This is a genomic window from Streptomyces sp. bgisy159 (assembly GCF_965341775.1).
GTDB lineage: Bacteria > Actinomycetota > Actinomycetes > Streptomycetales > Streptomycetaceae > Streptomyces.
In genome coordinates this window covers 157212-173015 of record NZ_CBDQZH010000007.1, presented here as the reverse complement: position 1 = coordinate 173015, position 15804 = coordinate 157212, and the positions used below count along the sequence as shown (strand labels likewise).

16 protein-coding genes are annotated in these 15804 nt (G+C 73.2%); 8 read left to right on the top strand and 8 right to left on the bottom strand.

What is annotated here, in order from left to right:
- Positions 1-7: 7 nt before the first annotated feature.
- Positions 8-1435 (bottom strand): argininosuccinate lyase, encoded by a 1428-nt coding sequence (gene argH, locus ACSLTV_RS10170; RefSeq protein ID WP_432134472.1) that lies wholly within the window; start codon positions 1433-1435, stop codon positions 8-10.
- Positions 1436-1627: 192 nt separating this feature from the next.
- On the opposite strand from argH, the gene ACSLTV_RS10165 reads away from it, so the two are divergent.
- Together ACSLTV_RS10165 and ACSLTV_RS10160 are read left to right on the top strand one after the other, a co-directional pair.
- Complete coding sequence (locus tag ACSLTV_RS10165) at positions 1628-2515, top strand: hypothetical protein (RefSeq protein ID WP_432134473.1); 888 nt, start codon at positions 1628-1630, stop codon at positions 2513-2515.
- 157 nt (positions 2516-2672) lie between these two features.
- Complete coding sequence (locus tag ACSLTV_RS10160) at positions 2673-3260, top strand: pyridoxamine 5'-phosphate oxidase family protein (protein ID WP_432134474.1); 588 nt, start codon at positions 2673-2675, stop codon at positions 3258-3260.
- 22 nt (positions 3261-3282) lie between these two features.
- Here the strand turns inward: ACSLTV_RS10160 and ACSLTV_RS10155 are convergent, their stop codons facing one another.
- The gene (locus ACSLTV_RS10155; RefSeq protein ID WP_435611997.1) at positions 3283-4770 is read right to left on the bottom strand and encodes a sensor histidine kinase; all 1488 of its coding nucleotides are present in this window, start codon (positions 4768-4770) and stop codon (positions 3283-3285) included.
- Positions 4767-5507, bottom strand: a complete 741-nt coding sequence (locus ACSLTV_RS10150) for a response regulator transcription factor (RefSeq protein WP_432155713.1) — start codon at positions 5505-5507, stop codon at positions 4767-4769. The genes ACSLTV_RS10155 and ACSLTV_RS10150 overlap by 4 nt, the downstream gene beginning before the upstream one ends.
- A gap of 148 nt (positions 5508-5655) precedes the next feature.
- Here ACSLTV_RS10150 and ACSLTV_RS10145 point away from each other — a divergent pair, with 148 nt between their 5' ends.
- From ACSLTV_RS10145 to ACSLTV_RS10125, 5 genes are all read left to right on the top strand, one after another.
- Positions 5656-7008 (top strand): ferredoxin reductase family protein, encoded by a 1353-nt coding sequence (locus ACSLTV_RS10145; protein ID WP_435611996.1) that lies wholly within the window; start codon positions 5656-5658, stop codon positions 7006-7008.
- A gap of 10 nt (positions 7009-7018) precedes the next feature.
- Positions 7019-7480: an FMN-binding protein gene (locus tag ACSLTV_RS10140; RefSeq protein WP_432155711.1), complete on the top strand. Its 462-nt coding sequence runs from the start codon at positions 7019-7021 to the stop codon at positions 7478-7480.
- A 78-nt stretch (positions 7481-7558) separates the two neighbouring features.
- Positions 7559-8941 carry a ferredoxin reductase family protein gene (locus ACSLTV_RS10135; protein WP_432155710.1) on the top strand — a complete coding sequence of 461 codons (1383 nt, stop codon included), beginning with the start codon at positions 7559-7561 and terminating at the stop codon, positions 8939-8941.
- Positions 8942-8990: 49 nt separating this feature from the next.
- On the top strand, positions 8991-9779 hold the full coding sequence (locus ACSLTV_RS10130; RefSeq protein WP_435611995.1) for an FMN-binding protein: 789 nt from the start codon (positions 8991-8993) through the stop codon (positions 9777-9779).
- A 37-nt stretch (positions 9780-9816) separates the two neighbouring features.
- Positions 9817-10557, top strand: a complete 741-nt coding sequence (locus ACSLTV_RS10125; protein WP_432134630.1) for an FAD:protein FMN transferase — start codon at positions 9817-9819, stop codon at positions 10555-10557.
- Positions 10558-10728: 171 nt separating this feature from the next.
- Here ACSLTV_RS10125 and ACSLTV_RS10120 read toward each other — a convergent pair whose 3' ends face one another.
- Genes ACSLTV_RS10120 through argC form a run of 5 tightly spaced genes read right to left on the bottom strand, consistent with a single transcriptional unit; the run spans position 10729 to position 15559 of the window.
- Positions 10729-11271: an arginine repressor gene (locus tag ACSLTV_RS10120; protein WP_432134481.1), complete on the bottom strand. Its 543-nt coding sequence runs from the start codon at positions 11269-11271 to the stop codon at positions 10729-10731.
- Between the two features lie 7 nt (positions 11272-11278).
- Positions 11279-12475 (bottom strand): acetylornithine transaminase, encoded by a 1197-nt coding sequence (locus tag ACSLTV_RS10115; protein WP_435611994.1) that lies wholly within the window; start codon positions 12473-12475, stop codon positions 11279-11281.
- Positions 12472-13386 (bottom strand): acetylglutamate kinase, encoded by a 915-nt coding sequence (argB, locus tag ACSLTV_RS10110; protein ID WP_432134483.1) that lies wholly within the window; start codon positions 13384-13386, stop codon positions 12472-12474. The genes ACSLTV_RS10115 and argB overlap by 4 nt, the downstream gene beginning before the upstream one ends.
- Complete coding sequence (gene argJ / locus ACSLTV_RS10105) at positions 13383-14534, bottom strand: bifunctional glutamate N-acetyltransferase/amino-acid acetyltransferase ArgJ (protein ID WP_432134484.1); 1152 nt, start codon at positions 14532-14534, stop codon at positions 13383-13385. The genes argB and argJ overlap by 4 nt, the downstream gene beginning before the upstream one ends.
- Positions 14531-15559 carry an N-acetyl-gamma-glutamyl-phosphate reductase gene (gene argC / locus ACSLTV_RS10100; RefSeq protein ID WP_432155707.1) on the bottom strand — a complete coding sequence of 343 codons (1029 nt, stop codon included), beginning with the start codon at positions 15557-15559 and terminating at the stop codon, positions 14531-14533. Before argC ends, argJ begins: the two co-directional genes overlap by 4 nt.
- A 47-nt stretch (positions 15560-15606) precedes the next feature.
- On the opposite strand from argC, the gene ACSLTV_RS10095 reads away from it, so the two are divergent.
- Positions 15607-15783, top strand: a complete 177-nt coding sequence (locus ACSLTV_RS10095; RefSeq protein WP_435611993.1) for a hypothetical protein — start codon at positions 15607-15609, stop codon at positions 15781-15783.
- Positions 15784-15804: the final 21 nt, after the last annotated feature.

Below are 15804 nucleotides of genomic sequence, written 5' to 3'. Positions count from 1 at the left end.
CCTCACCTCACTTCCTGGCGGTCGCCCACTCGTGCTGGGCCGCGACGTCCGCCTTCACCTCGGCCAGCTGGACGGCGACCGCGCTGGGCGCCGTACCGCCGCGTCCGTCACGGGAGGCCAGGGCGCCGGGGACGTCGAGGACCGTGCGGACCTCGGGGGTGAGGTGGGAGGAGATCTTCGCGAACTGCTCGTCGGTCAGGTCGCCCAGCTCCTTGCCCTCGGCCTCGGCGACCTTCACGCACTCCCCGGCCACCTCGTGCGCCACCCGGAACGGCACGCCCTGCCTGACCAGCCACTCGGCGATGTCGGTGGCCAGCGAGAAGCCGGCCGGCGCCAGTTCCTCCATGCGCTCGCGGTGCACGGTGAGGGTGGCCATCATGCCGGTGAAGGCGGGCAGCAGGACCTCCAGCTGGTCGCAGGAGTCGAACACCGGCTCCTTGTCCTCCTGAAGGTCGCGGTTGTACGCGAGCGGGAGGGCCTTGAGGGTGGCGAGCAGGCCGGTCAGATTGCCGATGAGCCGGCCGCTCTTGCCGCGCGCCAGCTCCGCGATGTCCGGGTTCTTCTTCTGCGGCATGATCGACGAGCCGGTGGAGAAGGCATCGTGCAGGGTCACGAAGGAGAACTCCTTCGTGTTCCAGATGATGATCTCCTCGGCGATCCGGGAGAGGTCGACCCCGATCATCGCGGTGATGAAGGCGAATTCGGCGACGAAGTCGCGCGAGGCCGTGCCGTCGATGGAGTTGGCCGCCGAGCCGTGCTCGAAACCGAGGTCCTGGGCGACCGCCTCCGGGTCCAGGCCCAGGGAGGAGCCGGCGAGCGCGCCCGAGCCGTAGGGCGAGACCGCCGTACGCGCGTCCCACTGGCGCAGCCGCTCGGCGTCCCGGGACAGCGACTGGACGTGCGCGAGGACGTGGTGGGCGAAGAGCACCGGCTGGGCGTGCTGAAGGTGGGTGCGGCCGGGCATCGCCACGTCCGGGTGAGCCTCGGCCAGGCCGATCAGCGCGTCCTGGAGGTCGGCGATCAGACCGCCGATGATCCGGGCGTGGTCGCGCAGGTACATCCGGAAGAGGGTGGCCACCTGGTCGTTGCGGGACCGGCCGGCCCGGAGCTTGCCGCCCAGGTCGGGGCCGAGCCGCTCCAGCAGGCCGCGTTCCAGGGCGGTGTGCACGTCCTCGTCGGCGACGGTGCCGACGAAGGAGCCGTCCGCCACGTCGGCTTCGAGCCGGTCCAGCCCGGCGGTCATCCGGGCCAGCTCGTCCTCGGTGAGCAGCCCCGCCCGGTGCAGCACGCGCGCGTGGGCACGCGAACCGGCGATGTCGTAGGGCGCGAGCCGCCAGTCGAAGTGGACGGACGCGGACAGCTTGGCCAGGGCCTCGGCGGGACCGTCGGCGAAACGGCCGCCCCAGAGCCGGACGTCTCCGCTGTTGCTGCTCACTTGCGCTGCTCCTCGGTGTGTCGACGGACGAACCGCACTTCTGCATGATTATGCAGAGCACTGCATGATTCGTCAATTCCTGCCGGATCCCGCGCCTCTTTGAACGCGGGAAACCGCTTGCTCGTACCTCTCGCCGAACGCAGGCGCCGCGATTCGACCGACGAACCCTCCGACCCGTAGTGAGGCATCCGCATGTCCAGGGCTCTTCCGAAGTACAACAAGCGTCGCGTGGCGTTCATCGGCGGCGCCGCCGCCGTGGTGCTCTCCGGCGCCGTCATCGCCGGTTCCGCCCTCGCCGGGGAGACGTCCGAGAAGAAGGACACCACCGCCGCCCGGACCCTCGCGTCGCCGGGGACGATCAGCTGCCCGGACGTGGCCTCGCGGCTGCCGGACGTGCCGGCCTCCGCACGGGCCGAGGTGGACCGCAACCTCGCCCTTCTCCAGAAGCAGATCCAGGAGGCCAACACGCGCCTGGTCAACACCGTCGGACAGGGCGGCCCCAACTTCGTCGACAACGCCATCCTCGGCCCGCTGCAGGGCAAGCGCGCGTCCACCATCGAGCGGATCGCCATCTCCATCGGGCGCACGGCTGCCAAGCCGCAGGGGCTCGAATCGCTCGCCGGGTGTGTGCTGAACGCCGGGGGCGGGGCGGGGAACGCCGGGGACGGAGCGGGGAACGCCGAGAACAACGGAAACGCGGGCGACAACAACGCCGGCGACATGGGGAACGCGGGGAACAACGGCAACGGCAACGGGAACGCCGGCGGCGGTGCCGGGAACGCGGCCGTCGGCACCATCACCTGCCCGGACGTGGCCTCCCGGCTGCCCGACGTGCCGGCCTCCGCGCAGGCCGAGGTGGACCGCAACCTCGCCCTCCTCCAGAAGCAGATCCAGGAGGCCAACACGCGCCTGGTCAACACCGTCGGACAGGGCGGCCCCAACTTCGTCGACAACGCCATCCTCGGCCCGCTGCAGAGCAAGCGCGTCGCGACGATCAACCGCATCGCCACGGCCATCGGCCGCACGGCGGACCGCCCGCAGGGCCTCGACGCCCTGGCCGGCTGCGCCCTGAACAAGTGATCTGACCGACCCGAGGCCGCCCCGGTGCGTCATACCGCCGGGGCGGCGCTCCGGGGCCGGGCACCGGTGCCCGGGGGCCCGCGTCCGGGGTCCGCGCCCGAGCGAGGGGGGCAAACTCCTTAGACAGATGAAAGATCTTGCCGGATACTCGTCGCTCATGGGAAAGACCCACGAACGCATCGACGGCAGGCTCCGGTCCTTCATCGAGTCGCAGCCGGTCTTCTTCACCGCGACCGCGCCCCTGTCCGGCGACGGCACGGTCAACCTCTCCCCCAAGGGCCTCAAGGGCTCCTTCGCGGTGCTCGACGAGCACACCGTGGCCTATCTGGACTTCGCGGGATCGAACGCGGAGACCGTCGCCCACCTCCGCGAGAACGGGCGGATCACACTGATGTGGTGCGCCTTCCAGGGGCCGCCGAACATCGTGCGGGTGCACGGGCGCGGTGAGCCGGTCTTCCGCGACGACCCCCGCTTCCCCGGGCTCCTCGCCCGCTTCCCGGACATCGACCCCCGCCCGCACGGGCTGCGCGCGATCATCGTCGTCCGCGCCGAACTCGTCCGCGACACCTGCGGCTACGCGGTGCCCTTCATGACCTACGACGCCGACCGCGACCTGCACCGACGGCGCTTCGAACGGGAGGACGACGCCTCGCTCGACGCCTACTTCGGCACGAAGGAGCACATCGCCGTCAGCATGGACGGACTGCCCGGCCTGCCGCTGCCGCTGCCCCCGTCGGTGACCTGAAGCCCGGCCCCCGGCTCCCCGGTCAGGACGCCGACGTGGCCCGGAGCCGTACGGTGAACGTCGTCGACCCCGGCTCGCTGTCCAGCCGCACGCTCCCGTCGTGGGCCGCGACCACCGCCGACACGATCGACAGGCCCAGGCCCGCTCCTCCGCCGGAGGCGTCCACGCGGCGGCGATCGGCACGGGTGAAGCGTTCGAAGACGGTGGGCCGGATCTCGGCGGGGACGCCCGGCCCGTCGTCGTGCACGGTGAGGACCGCCTCCGCGTCCGCCACCCGCAGGGCCACCGTCACCTTGGTGCCCCGGGGCGTGTGCAGACGCGCGTTGGCCAGCAGGTTGGCCACCACCTGGTGCAGACGGTGGGCGTCGCCCTCGACGGTCACCGGCTCCTCGGGCAGCTCCAGTTCCCAGCGGTGGCCGGGACCGGCGGCGCGCGCGTCCGTGACGGCGTCCAGCACCAGGCGGGTCAGATCCACCGGGCGGCGCTCCAGCGGCCGGCCGGCGTCCAGCCGGGCCAGCAGCAGCATCTCGTCGACCATCTCCCCCATCCGGGCCGACTCCGCCGCGATCCGCTCCAGCGCCCGCGTCACCTCCGGGGTCACCGGTCCCGGATGGAGCAGCGCCAGCTCGGCGTGGCCGCGCACCGAGGCCACCGGGGTGCGCAGCTCGTGGCTGGCGTCGGCGGCGAACCGGCGCAGCCGCTCCTCGCTCGCGTGGCGCTTGGTCAGCGCGCCCTCCACATGCCCCAGCATCCGGTTGAAGGCGGCCGCCAGGCGGCCCACCTCGGTGCGCGGATCGGCGTCCGGCACCCGCGGCGGCAGGGCCACCTCGCCGCTGGCCAGCGGCAGTTCGCTGACCCGGGTGGCGGTCGCCGCGACCCGGCTGAGCGGGCGCAGCGACCAGCGCACCCACAGTGCCCCGGCCACGCCGGTGGCGGTGAGCACGATGCCGAAGACGACGCCGGACACCAGCATCAGCCGGTGTCCGGCGGCTTCCACCGGCTCCAGCGGCAACCCGGTGATCATGACATCGCCGTCGAGTCCCCGGACCGCCCTGACCCGGTACTCGTCGAGGCCGGAGAGGCGGATCGTGTGGCCGTGCCCGTCGACGGGCACGGCGGCGAGCCTGCGCTCGTCCCCGGGGGTGAGGCCGGCGTCGAGGTCCGCCGCAGCGTCGCCCGAGCGGATCACCGCCGCGTGCGTCACCTCGCCGTCCACCAGCCGGGCGCCGAAGGTGCCGGTGGCCTGGTGCCGGGTGTCGCCGAGTTCGTCGCCGTCGTGGTCGTCGCGGCCGTCCGGCACTCCGCCGCGCTCCAGGCTCGCGGGGAAGCGGGGGCCGGCCTCGGCGAGCTGCTGGTCGACCCGGCCGGTCAGGAAGCGCTCCAGCTCGACCACGGCCGCCACCCCCACCGCGGCGCTGCCGACGGCCAGCAGCACCACCAGTCCGACGGTCAGCCGGGTCCGCAGCGTGCGCGGCCAGGACGGTGACCAGGACCACCGCGGGGCCCTCACCGCGTCGCCGGCTTCAGCACGTACCCCGCCCCGCGCACGGTGTGGATCAGCGGCTCGCGGCCGGCGTCCACCTTCTTGCGCAGGTAGGAGATGTACAGCTCCACCACGTGGGCGCGGCCGCCGAAGTCGTAGGACCACACCCGGTCGAGGATCTGCGCCTTGCTCAGCACCCGGCGCGGATTGCGCATCAGGAAACGCAGCAGCTCGAACTCGGTCGGTGACAGTTCGATCAGCTCGCCTCCCCGGGTCACCTCGCGGGCCTCCTCGTCCATGACCAGGTCGCCGACGGTCAGCCGGGGTCCCTCCTCGGCCTGGCGGGCCATCCCGGCGCGGCGCAGCAGGCCGCGCAGCCGGGCGACGACCTCCTCCAGGCTGAACGGCTTGGTGACGTAGTCGTCGCCGCCCGCGGTGATCCCGGCGATCCGGTCCTCGACCGCGTCCCGGGCGGTGAGGAACAGCACGCACACGTCCGGACGCACGCCGTGCAGCGCGCGCAGGACGGCGAAGCCGTCGGTGTCGGGGAGCATCACGTCCAGGACGACGGCGTCGGGCAGCAGCTCGCGGGCGGCGGTCAGCGCGCAGGCGCCGTCGCCGGCGGTGCGGACCTGCCAGCCCTCGTAGCGCAGCGCCCCGGAGAGCACCTCGGCGAGGTCGGGGTCGTCGTCGACGACGAGGACGCGCAGCGGGGTGCCGTCGGGGCGGGTCAGGGCGGGGCGCCCGGAGCGAGTGGTGTTCATGGCTGCCTCCAGCATCGCCCCTGGCGGGACCGGTGTGCCTCTGCGGCGGCTCTGAGTTTCCTCTGAGTCCGCCGCGCGGGGTCCCGTTGAGAGGTCCTTCAAAGGTTGGGCCCGCACAGTGGGCGCGACAGGCGAAAGGACCCGATCCATGAGCACCCTCCAGCCGCCGCGCACGGCACCCCCCGTGGCACCGCCCGCCCGGCCCTCCCCCGCCGGACCGCTCCTGGCCGCCCTGTGGGCGGGGGCGGCCGCCGTCGTCGCCCTGTGGTGGCACGACACCGGCTCCGTGGTCGGCGCGGCCGGCTGGCTGACCGGCGCCGGGCGGATCGCGGGCCTGCTGAGCGGGTACGCCTGCGCGGTGCTCGTCGGCCTGATGGCACGGGTGCCGCTGCTGGAGCGGCGGATCGGCTCCGACCGGGTGGCGCGCTGGCACGCGATGGCCGGCCGCTACACGATCTGCCTGCTGGTGGCGCACGTGGTGCTGATCCTCGCCGGGTACGCCGCCCAGGACGGCCAGTCACTGCTGCGCGAGACGCTGACCGTGGTCACGGACTACCCGGAGATGCTGCGGACCACCCTCGGCACGGTGATCCTCCTCGCGGTCGGTGTGACGTCGATGCGTGCCGTGCGCCGCCGTACCAGCCACGAGTTCTGGTACTACGTGCATCTGCTGACCTACGCGGCCGTGTTCCTGGCGTTCAGCCACCAGCTCGTCCTGGGGAACGACTTCAACGGACACCCGGTGGCCACCGCCGCCTGGTACGCGCTGTACCTGGGGGTGGCCGGTCTGGTCCTGTGGTTCCGGGTGCTGGTGCCCGTACGGCTGAACCTGCGCCACCGGCTGCGGGTGGAGTCGGTGCAGCCGGAGGCGCCCGGTGTGTACTCGGTCGTGGTGCGCGGGCGGCGGCTGGGCGAGCTGGACGCGCGGGCCGGGCAGTTCTTCCGGTGGCGGTTCCTGACCCGGGAGCTGGCCTGGACCTCGTCGCCGTACTCGCTGTCGGCGCCGCCCCGCGGGGACCTGATGCGGATCACGGTGAAGGCGCTGGGCACGCACAGCGCGGGCGTGGCCCTGCTGCGTCCCGGCACCCGCGTGTGGGCGGAGGGACCGTACGGCGCGCTGACCGCCGACCGGCGGACCTCGCCCCGGTCGCTGCTGATCGCGGCCGGCGTCGGCATCACCCCGCTGCGCGCGCTGTTCGAGACGCTGCCGGGCGAGGTCACCCTGCTGTACCGGGCGCACGGCGCGGAGGACCTGGCGCTGGGCGGGGAACTGGAGGCCGTGGCGGCCTGGCGCGGGGCGCGGGTGCTGTACGCCCTCAACGGCCCGCACGGCGAGCGTCCCCGGCTGGACGCCGAGTCGCTGCGGTCGGCCGTGCCCGGTCTGCACGCGCACGACGTCTACCTGTGCGGCCCGCCCGGCTTCGCCCGGGACGTGTACGCGGCGCTGCGCGCCGCCGGGGTTCCGGACCGCCGTATCCACCACGAGTCGTTCGAGCTGTGAGGTCCGTGACGTGCACGCGCTGAAGAAGACCCGTCCGCTGCGCCGGATCGTGCTGGCGGGTGCCGCCACCGTCTCCGGGTTCGTCCTGCTGCTGTCGCTGAAGCCGCACACCGCGCCCGAGGCGGCGGCGCCCCCGCCGTCCGCCGCGTCGAGCGCGCCGAGCGCGTCGGGCGGCTCCAGCGGCACGAGCGGGGTCGACACGACGGTCACCGGCGACTCCGTGGACACCCGCTGGGGCCCTGTCCAGGTCCGGATCACCGTACGGGACGGGAAGATCACGGACGTGACGGCCGTGGAGTACCCGCAGGACAACCCGCGCGACGAACAGATCAACGCCTATGCCCTGCCGCGGCTGCGCAGCGAGGCGCTGGCGGCCCAGAGCGCGGAGATCGACACCGTCTCGGGGGCGACGTACACCAGTGACGGTTACCGGGAGTCACTCCAGTCCGCGCTCGACTCGGCCGGACTCTGAACGGGCGGCGCGGCACTGAACACTCGGCCGTCGTGGCACGTATCTGTGGGCCAAGGGTCAAGTCCCCACGGAGGAACCGTGACCACCACGATCGCAGGCGGGCGTGCCGCCCGCCGCCAGACGATGCGCCGCATCCGTCCGCGCCGCTCCCCGGCCGTCCCGCTGCTCGTCGCCGTTTGGGCGGGCGCGGCGGGAGTGCTGGGGCTGTGGTGGGCCAACACGCCGGCCGTCGCCGACGACACCGGCTGGATCCTCAACGCCGGCCGGATCACCGGACTGCTGGCCGGCTACCTGATGGCGCTGGTGGTGCTGCAGATGGCCCGGGTGCCCGCGCTGGAGCGCCGGGTGGGCTCCGACCGGGTGGCGCGCTGGCACGCGATGAGCGGCCGTTACACGCTCAGCCTGGTGGTGGCGCACGTCTTCCTCACCATGTGGGGGTACGCGCTGCAGGCCGGCAAGTCGCTGGGCGACATCGTCGGGCAGACCGTCGACTCCGTCAACCAGCTGCCGGACATGGGCAAGGCCGCCATCGGCACGGGCCTGCTGTTCGTCATCGGGCTGGTGTCCGTCGGCGGGGTGCGGCGCCGGCTGCCGTACGACACCTGGTACCACGTCCACCTGCTGACCTACGCGGCGGTGTTCCTGACGTTCTGGCACCAGATCACCACCGGCAACGACTTCGCCGTCGAACCGGCGGCGAAGACCGCCTGGTACGCGCTGTACGGCACGGTCACCGCCCTGGTGGTCTGGTACCGGATCCTCACCCCGCTCCGGCTGAACCTGCGCCACCGCATGAGGGTGGAGGCGGTCATCGAGGAGACGCCGGGCATCGTGTCGGTGCTCATCGGCGGACACAGACTGCACCGGATGGGTGCGGAGGCCGGGCAGTTCTTCCGGTGGCGGTTCCTGGCGCCGGGGATGCGGTTCAGCTCCCACCCGTACTCGCTGTCGGCCGCCCCGCGCCCCGACCTGCTGCGGATCACGGTCAAGGCGATCGGCGACCACAGCGCGGCGCTGCGCGGGCTGACGCCGGGAACCCGGGTGTGGGCCGAGGGCCCGTACGGCGCCCTGACGGCGTCCCGGCGCAGCCGGGGCAAGGTGCTGCTGGTGGCCGGCGGGGTGGGCATCACCCCGATGCGGGCCCTGTTCGAGACGCTGCCCGGCGCGGCCGGCGACATCACGCTGCTGTACCGGGCCAACAGCACCCAGGACCTGGCGCTGTGGGACGAGCTGGCGCGGATCGCCGACGAGCGCGGGGCGCGGCTGATGTACGCGGTGAACAGCCCGGACGGTGAGCGGCCCGACATCTCGGCCGACTCGCTGCGGCGCAAGATCCCCGACATCGAGGAGCACGACGTCTTCATGTGCGGCCCGACCGGGTTCGCCCGGGCGGTGTACGAGGCGCTGCGCGGCGCCGGGGTGCCGGCCCGCCGTATCCACCACGAGTCCTTCGAGATGTGAGCGGTCGTCGGGACCCTGCGGGCCTCGCGAGATCAGGAGCTTGGAACAGATGAGGAAGAGCCACCCCGTCCGGCGTGTCGTGCTCGCCACCGCGGCGACCGTGTCCGGCATCGTGCTGCTGCTGTCGATGAAGCCGGCGTCGGACCCGGCCGCCGCCTCGGCGGCGGGCTCGCCGCCCGGCTCGTCGGCGGTGAACCAGGAGTCCGCCCAGGGCGGGGCGGGAGCCCCGGCGGCCGGCACCGTCATGGGGGACGCGGCGCAGACCCAGTACGGGGCCGTGCAGGTCCGGCTGACCGTGAGCAACGGCAGGATCACGCAGGCGGAGGCGGTGCAGGCGCCCAAGGGCGGGCGCAGCGACCAGATCACCGCGGACGCGGTGCCGAAGCTCAACCAGGCGGCGGTCGCGGCGCAGAGCGCGCAGATCGACATGGTGTCCGGGGCGACGTACACCAGCACCGGCTACCGGCAGTCGTTGCAGTCGGCGATCGACAAGGCGAACGCCGGGGGCGGCGGGGCCGCCGAGGGGTCCGGGAAGGGGGCCGGGGAGTCCGGCGCCGCGCAGGCCTCCGGGACGTTCACCGGGTCGGTGGCGCAGACGCAGTACGGGCCGGTGCAGGTGCGGATCACCGTCAGCGCCGGGAAGATCACCGCCGCCGAGGCGGTGCAGGCGCCCAAGGGCGGGCGCAGCGACCAGATCACCGCGGACGCGGTGCCGAAGCTCAACCAGGCGGCGGTCGCGGCGCAGAGCGCGCAGATCGACACGGTGTCCGGGGCGACGTACACCAGCACCGGGTACCAGCAGTCACTGCAGTCCGCGCTGGACCAGGCCGGTGGCTGAGACGACTCCCGCCGCGGTGCGGCACGCGGAGGAGGTCATGGGGACGGTCTTCTCCTTCGACGTCCGCGGCGGGGAACCCGGTGCGGTCCGGTCGGCGCTGGAAACGGCGGTGGCCGGGCTGCACCGGATCGACGAGGTGTTCAGCACCTACCGTGAGGACAGCGACGTCTCGCGGCTGGCTCGCGGGGAGCTGACCGTCGGCGAGTGCGACCCGATGGTCGCCGAGGTGCTGGAGCTGGGCGGCCGGGCCCAGTCGCTGAGCGAGGGCTGGTTCAGCATGCGCTACGAGGGGCGGCTGGACCCGACCGGAATCGTCAAGGGGTGGGCCGTGGAGCGGGTGGCGCGCGGCCTGGCGGAGGTGCGCGGGGTGAGCGGGGTCAGCGTGAACGGCGGCGGGGACGTGCAGTTGCTGGGCGCGCCGGCGCCGGAGCGGCCCTGGCGGGTCGGGGTCTCGGATCCGCTGCGGCCGGGCGGCCTGGCCGCGGTGGTGTCGGCGGCCGGGGTCGGCGAGCTGGCCGTGGCGACCTCGGGGACGGCGGAGCGGGGCGCGCACATCGTGGATCCGCGCACCGCCCGGTCGGCGGTGACGGACCTGGTCGCCGTGACGGTCGTCGCCCCTCGGCTGACGTGGGCGGACTGCTGGGCCACCGCCGCCTTCGCGATGGGCTCCCGGGCCGGGCTGGCCTGGCTGGAGACCCTTCCCGACGTCGAGGCCCTCCTCATCACGGCCGGCGACGAGGTCCGCTGCACGGGTGGCCTGGCGGCCCGCCTGGGCTGACCGGGCGCGCCGGGCACGGGAAACCACGCGCCCGGCGGGCCGCCCGTCCGGCCCCTACGAAGTCCGCGGCCCGCCCCGCAACGCCCGCCCCGGGCGCACTCTCAGGGGCGCGGGGAACTGCGCGACACACCACCGCACCCCCACCCCCGAAACGCCACCCCGGCCCGCCCCTCAGTGACCGTTCTGCGCCAGCCGCAGCAGGTGGTCGGCGAGGGCCTGCCCGCCGCTGGGCTCCCTGCTGATCAGCAGCAGGGTGTCGTCGCCGGCGATCGTCCCGAGGATGTCGTGCAGTTCGGCCTGGTCGATGGCCGACGCCAGGAACTGGGCCGCACCGGGTGGCGTCCGGAGCACGACGAGGTTGGCCGAGGCCTCCGCGGAGATCAGCAGTTCCGAGGAGAGCCGCCGCATCCGCTCCTCCTTGGCCGACTCCCCCAGCGGCGCGCGCGGGGTGCGGAAGCCGCCCTCGCTGGGCACCGCGTAGATGAGGTCCCCGTCGGTGTTGCGGATCTTCACGGCGTTGAGCTCGTCGAGGTCCCGGGAGAGCGTCGCCTGTGTGACGCTCAGCCCGTCGTCGGCGAGCAGCTTCGCCAGCTGGCTCTGCGAGCGCACCGGCTGCCGGTTGAGGATGTCCACGATCCGCCGGTGCCGTGCGGTGCGGGTCTGCGGCACGGCGGGCCCGGCCCCGTGCTGATCGTGGTCCTGCGCCTGGCTCATGGTCGTCTCATTCTCCGGCTCGTCGGTCCCCACCCACTGCGTCGAGGATGCCGGGCAGGGCCCGCACCAGCGCCTCCACGTCGTCATCGCCGAGATTCAGCGGCGGCATCAGCCGAATGACGTCGGGGGCGGGCGCGTTCACCAGGAACCCGGCTTCCTGAGCCGCCTGCTGCGCCTGGGGCGCGAGGGGCTCGGTGAGCACGATACCCAGGAGCAGGCCCGCGCCCCGGACATGGTCGATCAACGGGTGGTTCAGCGACTCGACACCGTCCCGCAACCGCTCGCCCTGCCGCTTGACGTTCTCCAGCAGCCCGTCGGCGGCGATGGTGTCGAGCACGGCCAGCCCGGCCGCGCAGGCGACGGGGTTGCCGCCGAACGTCGTTCCGTGCTGGCCCGGCCCCAGCAGGTCGGCCGCGCGCCCGAAGGCGACCGTCGCGCCGAGCGGCAGGCCGCCGCCGAGCTGCTTGGCCAGGGTGACCACGTCGGGCAGCACCCCTTCGTGGGCCTGGTAGGCGAACCAGTGCCCGGTGCGGCCGACGCCGGTCTGCACCTCGTCGAGCACGAGCAGCGCGCCGGTGGCCGCGGTGATCGCCCGGGCCGCCTTCAGATAGCCGGGCGGGGGGACCACGACCCCGTTCTCCCCCTGGATCGGCTCGATGATCACCAGGGCGGTGTCCTCGGTGACGGCGGCGGCCAGCGCCTGGGCGTCGCCGTACGGGACGTGGGTGACCTCGCCGGGCAGCGGCAGGAACGGCTCCCGCTTGCCGGGCTGGCCGGTGAGCGCGAGGGCGCCCATGGTCCGGCCGTGGAAGCCGCCGTCGGTGGCTACGACGTGGGTCCGGCCGGTCAGCCGGCCCATCTTGAAGACGGCCTCGTTGGCCTCGGCGCCGGAGTTGCAGAAGAACACCCGGCCGTCGCGGCCGAACAGCTCCAGCAGCCGCTCGGCGAGCGCGACCGTCGGCTCGGCCAGGAACAGGTTGGAGATGTGGCCGAGGGAGCCGATCTGCCGGCTCACCGCCTCCACGATCGCCGGGTGGGCGTGGCCGAGCGCGTTGGTGGCGATGCCGCCGACGAAGTCCAGGTACTCCCGGCCGTCGGCGTCCCACACCTTCACCCCGGCGCCGCGCGCCAGGGCCAGGCGGGGGGTGCCGTAGTTGTTCATGAGCGCGCCCTGCCAGCGCGTGGTCAGCTCCTCGTTGGTCACGACTCCCCCTCGGTGTCCGCGTCGGGCACGACCATCGTGCCGATGCCCTCGTCGGTGAAGATCTCCAGCAGGATCGAGTGCTGGACCCGGCCGTCGATGACGCGCGCGGTGTTCACCCCGCCCCGGACGGCGTGCAGACAGCCCTCCATCTTCGGGACCATGCCGGAGGACAGCTCCGGCAGCAGCTTCTCCAGCTGGGACGCGGTGAGGCGGCTGATCACCTCGTCGGAGTTCGGCCAGTCCTCGTAGAGGCCCTCGACGTCGGTGAGGACCATGAGGGTCTCGGCGCCCAGTGCCGCAGCGAGTGCCGCAGCCGCCGTATCAGCATTGACGTTGTAGACATGCCCGTCGTCCTTGCTGCGGGCGATCGAGGAGACGACCGGGATGCGGCCGTCGGCGAGCAGCGCCTCGATCGCGCCGGTGTCGATGTCGGTGATCTCGCCGACCCGCCCGATGTCCACCGGCTCGCCGTCGATCTCGGGCTGGTGCTTGGTGGCGGTGATGGTGTGCGCGTCCTCACCGGTGAGGCCGACGGCGAGGGGGCCGTGCCGGTTGAGCAGCCCGACCAGTTCGCGCTGGACCTGGCCGGCCAGCACCATCCGTACGACGTCCATGGCGTCCTCGGTGGTGACGCGCAGGCCGGCCTTGAACTCGCTGACGATGCCGTGCCGGTCGAGGGCGGCGCTGATCTGCGGGCCGCCGCCGTGCACGACGACGGGTTTGAGGCCGGCGTGGTGCAGGAAGACGACGTCCTGGGCGAAGGCGGCCTTCAGGTCCTCGTCGACCATGGCGTTGCCGCCGAACTTGATGACGACGGTCTTGCCGTTGTGCCGCACCAGCCAGGGCAGTGCCTCGATGAGGATCTGGGCCTTGGGCAGGGCGGTGTGCTTGCGCGCGGGTGTGTTGGTCATGACGAGTAGGCGCTGTTCTCGTGGACGTAGTCGGCGGTGAGGTCGTTGGTCCAGATCGTGGCGGTCTCGGCGCCGGCCGCGAGGTCGGCGACGATGTGCACCTCGCGGTAGCGCATGTCGACCTTCTCGCGGTCCTCGCCGACCGAGCCGTTCTTGCAGACCCAGACACCGTTGATGGCGACGTTGAGCCGGTCGGGCTCGAAGGCGGCCGTCGTCGTGCCGATGGCGGAGAGCACCCGGCCCCAGTTGGGGTCCTCGCCGTGGAGGGCGCACTTCAGGAGGTTGTTGCGGGCGATGGAGCGGCCCACCTCGACGGCGTCGGCCTCGGTGGCCGCGTTGACGACCTCGACCTTGATGTCCTTGCTCGCGCCCTCGGCGTCGCGGATCAGCTGCCGGCCGAGGTCGTCGCAGACCTGGCGGACGGCCTCCGCGAACTCCGCGGGGTCCGGGGCGGTGCCGGAGGAGCCGGAGGAGAGCAGCAGCACCGTGTCGTTGGTGGACATGCAGCCGTCGGAGTCGACGCGGTCGAAGGTGACGCGGGTGGCGGCCCGCAGGGCCGAGTCCAGCGTCTCCTGGTCGACGTCCGCGTCGGTGGTGAGGACGACGAGCATGGTGGCGAGGCCGGGGGCGAGCATGCCGGCGCCCTTGGCCATCCCGCCGACGGTCCAGCCGTCGCGGGCCGCGACGGAGGTCTTGTGGACGCTGTCGGTGGTCTTGATGGCGATGGCGGCCTTCTCGCCGCCGTGCTCGGACAACTGGGCGGCGGCGGTCTCGATGCCGGGCAGCAGCTTGTCCATGGGGAGCAGGACGCCGATGAGGCCGGTGGAGCAGACGGCGACCTCGATGGCGCCGCGGCCCAGGACCTCGGCCACCTTCTCGGCGGTGGCGTGGGTGTCCTGGAAGCCCTTCGGGCCCGTGCAGGCGTTGGCTCCGCCGGAGTTGAGGACGACGGCGGACACCTGACCGCTCTGCACGACCCGCTCGGACCACAGCACCGGAGCGGCCTTGACGCGGTTGGCGGTGAAGACGCCCGCGGCGGCGCGGCGGGGCCCGTGGTTGACCACGAGGGCCAGGTCCGGGTTGCCGTTCTCCTTGATCCCGGCGGCGATGCCCGCCGCCGTGAATCCCTTGGCTGCCGTCACGCTCACGGCGCAACTCCGATCGTAGTCAGTCCGGTGGTCTCGTCGAGTCCCAGGGCGAGGTTCATGCTCTGGACGGCACCGCCCGCGGTGCCTTTGGTGAGGTTGTCGAGGGCGCTGATCGCGATGATCCGGCCGGCCGCCGCGTCGTACGCGACCTGGATCTGGACGGCGTTCGAGCCGTACACGGACGCGGTGGCGGGCCACTGCCCCTCGGGGAGCAGGCCGACGAACGGCTCGTCGGCGTAGGCCTTGTCGTAGGCGGCGCGGACCGCCTGAGCCGTCACCCCGTCGACGGCCTTCGCGCTGCACGTGGCGAGGATGCCGCGGGGCATCGGCGCGAGGGTCGGTGTGAAGGAGACGGAGACCCGCTCGCCGGCCGCCCCGCTGAGGTTCTGGATCATCTCGGGGGTGTGCCGGTGGCCGCCGCCGACGCCGTACGGCGTCATGGAGCCCATGACCTCGCTGCCCAGCAGGTGGGCCTTCGGGGCCTTGCCCGCGCCGGAGGTGCCGGAGGCGGCGACGATCACCGCCTCCGGCTCGGCGAGGCCCGCCGCGTACGCCGGGAAGAGGGCGAGGGTCGCGGCGGTGGGGTAGCAACCGGGCACCGCGACGCGCTTGGACCCCTCCAGCGCGGCGCGGGCGCCCGGAAGTTCGGGGAGGCCGTAGGGCCAGGTGCCGGCGTGCGGGGAGCCGTAGAAGGCCTCCCAGTCGGCGGCGTCCCTCAGACGGAAGTCGGCGCCCATGTCGATCACGAGGACATCGGGGCCGAGCTGTTCGGCGACGGCGGCGGACTGGCCGTGCGGCAGCGCCAGGAAGACGACGTCGTGCCCGGCGAGCGTCTCGGCGGTGGTCTCGCTCAGCACCCGGTCGGCCAGCGGCCACAGGTGCGGCTGGAGCGCGCCCAGCCGCTGCCCGGCGTTGGAGTTCCCGGTCAGGGCGCCGATCTCGACCTCGGGGTGGGCCAGCAGCAGCCGCAGAACCTCGCCGCCCGCGTATCCGCTCGCTCCGGCCACTGCCGCACGTACTGCCATGGACTCCTCCTCCTGGATGGCATGACTATACGTTTCGCTGCACGTTTATGCAATTGGGTGAGTGCCGGGCGCACCCGCTCACCCCGGTCCGCGCCACGCTGCGCCGGATCGCGCCCACGGTGACCCTGGACGAGCGCTCCAAGGGGCTGCCGCCGTGCGGCGAAGGGGGACCGCCTCGACCGGAGGACCCCCGGCTCGGGTGGCTGCGCCGCGACGGCCGCTGACGTTCCCCCCGCGAGCGCACT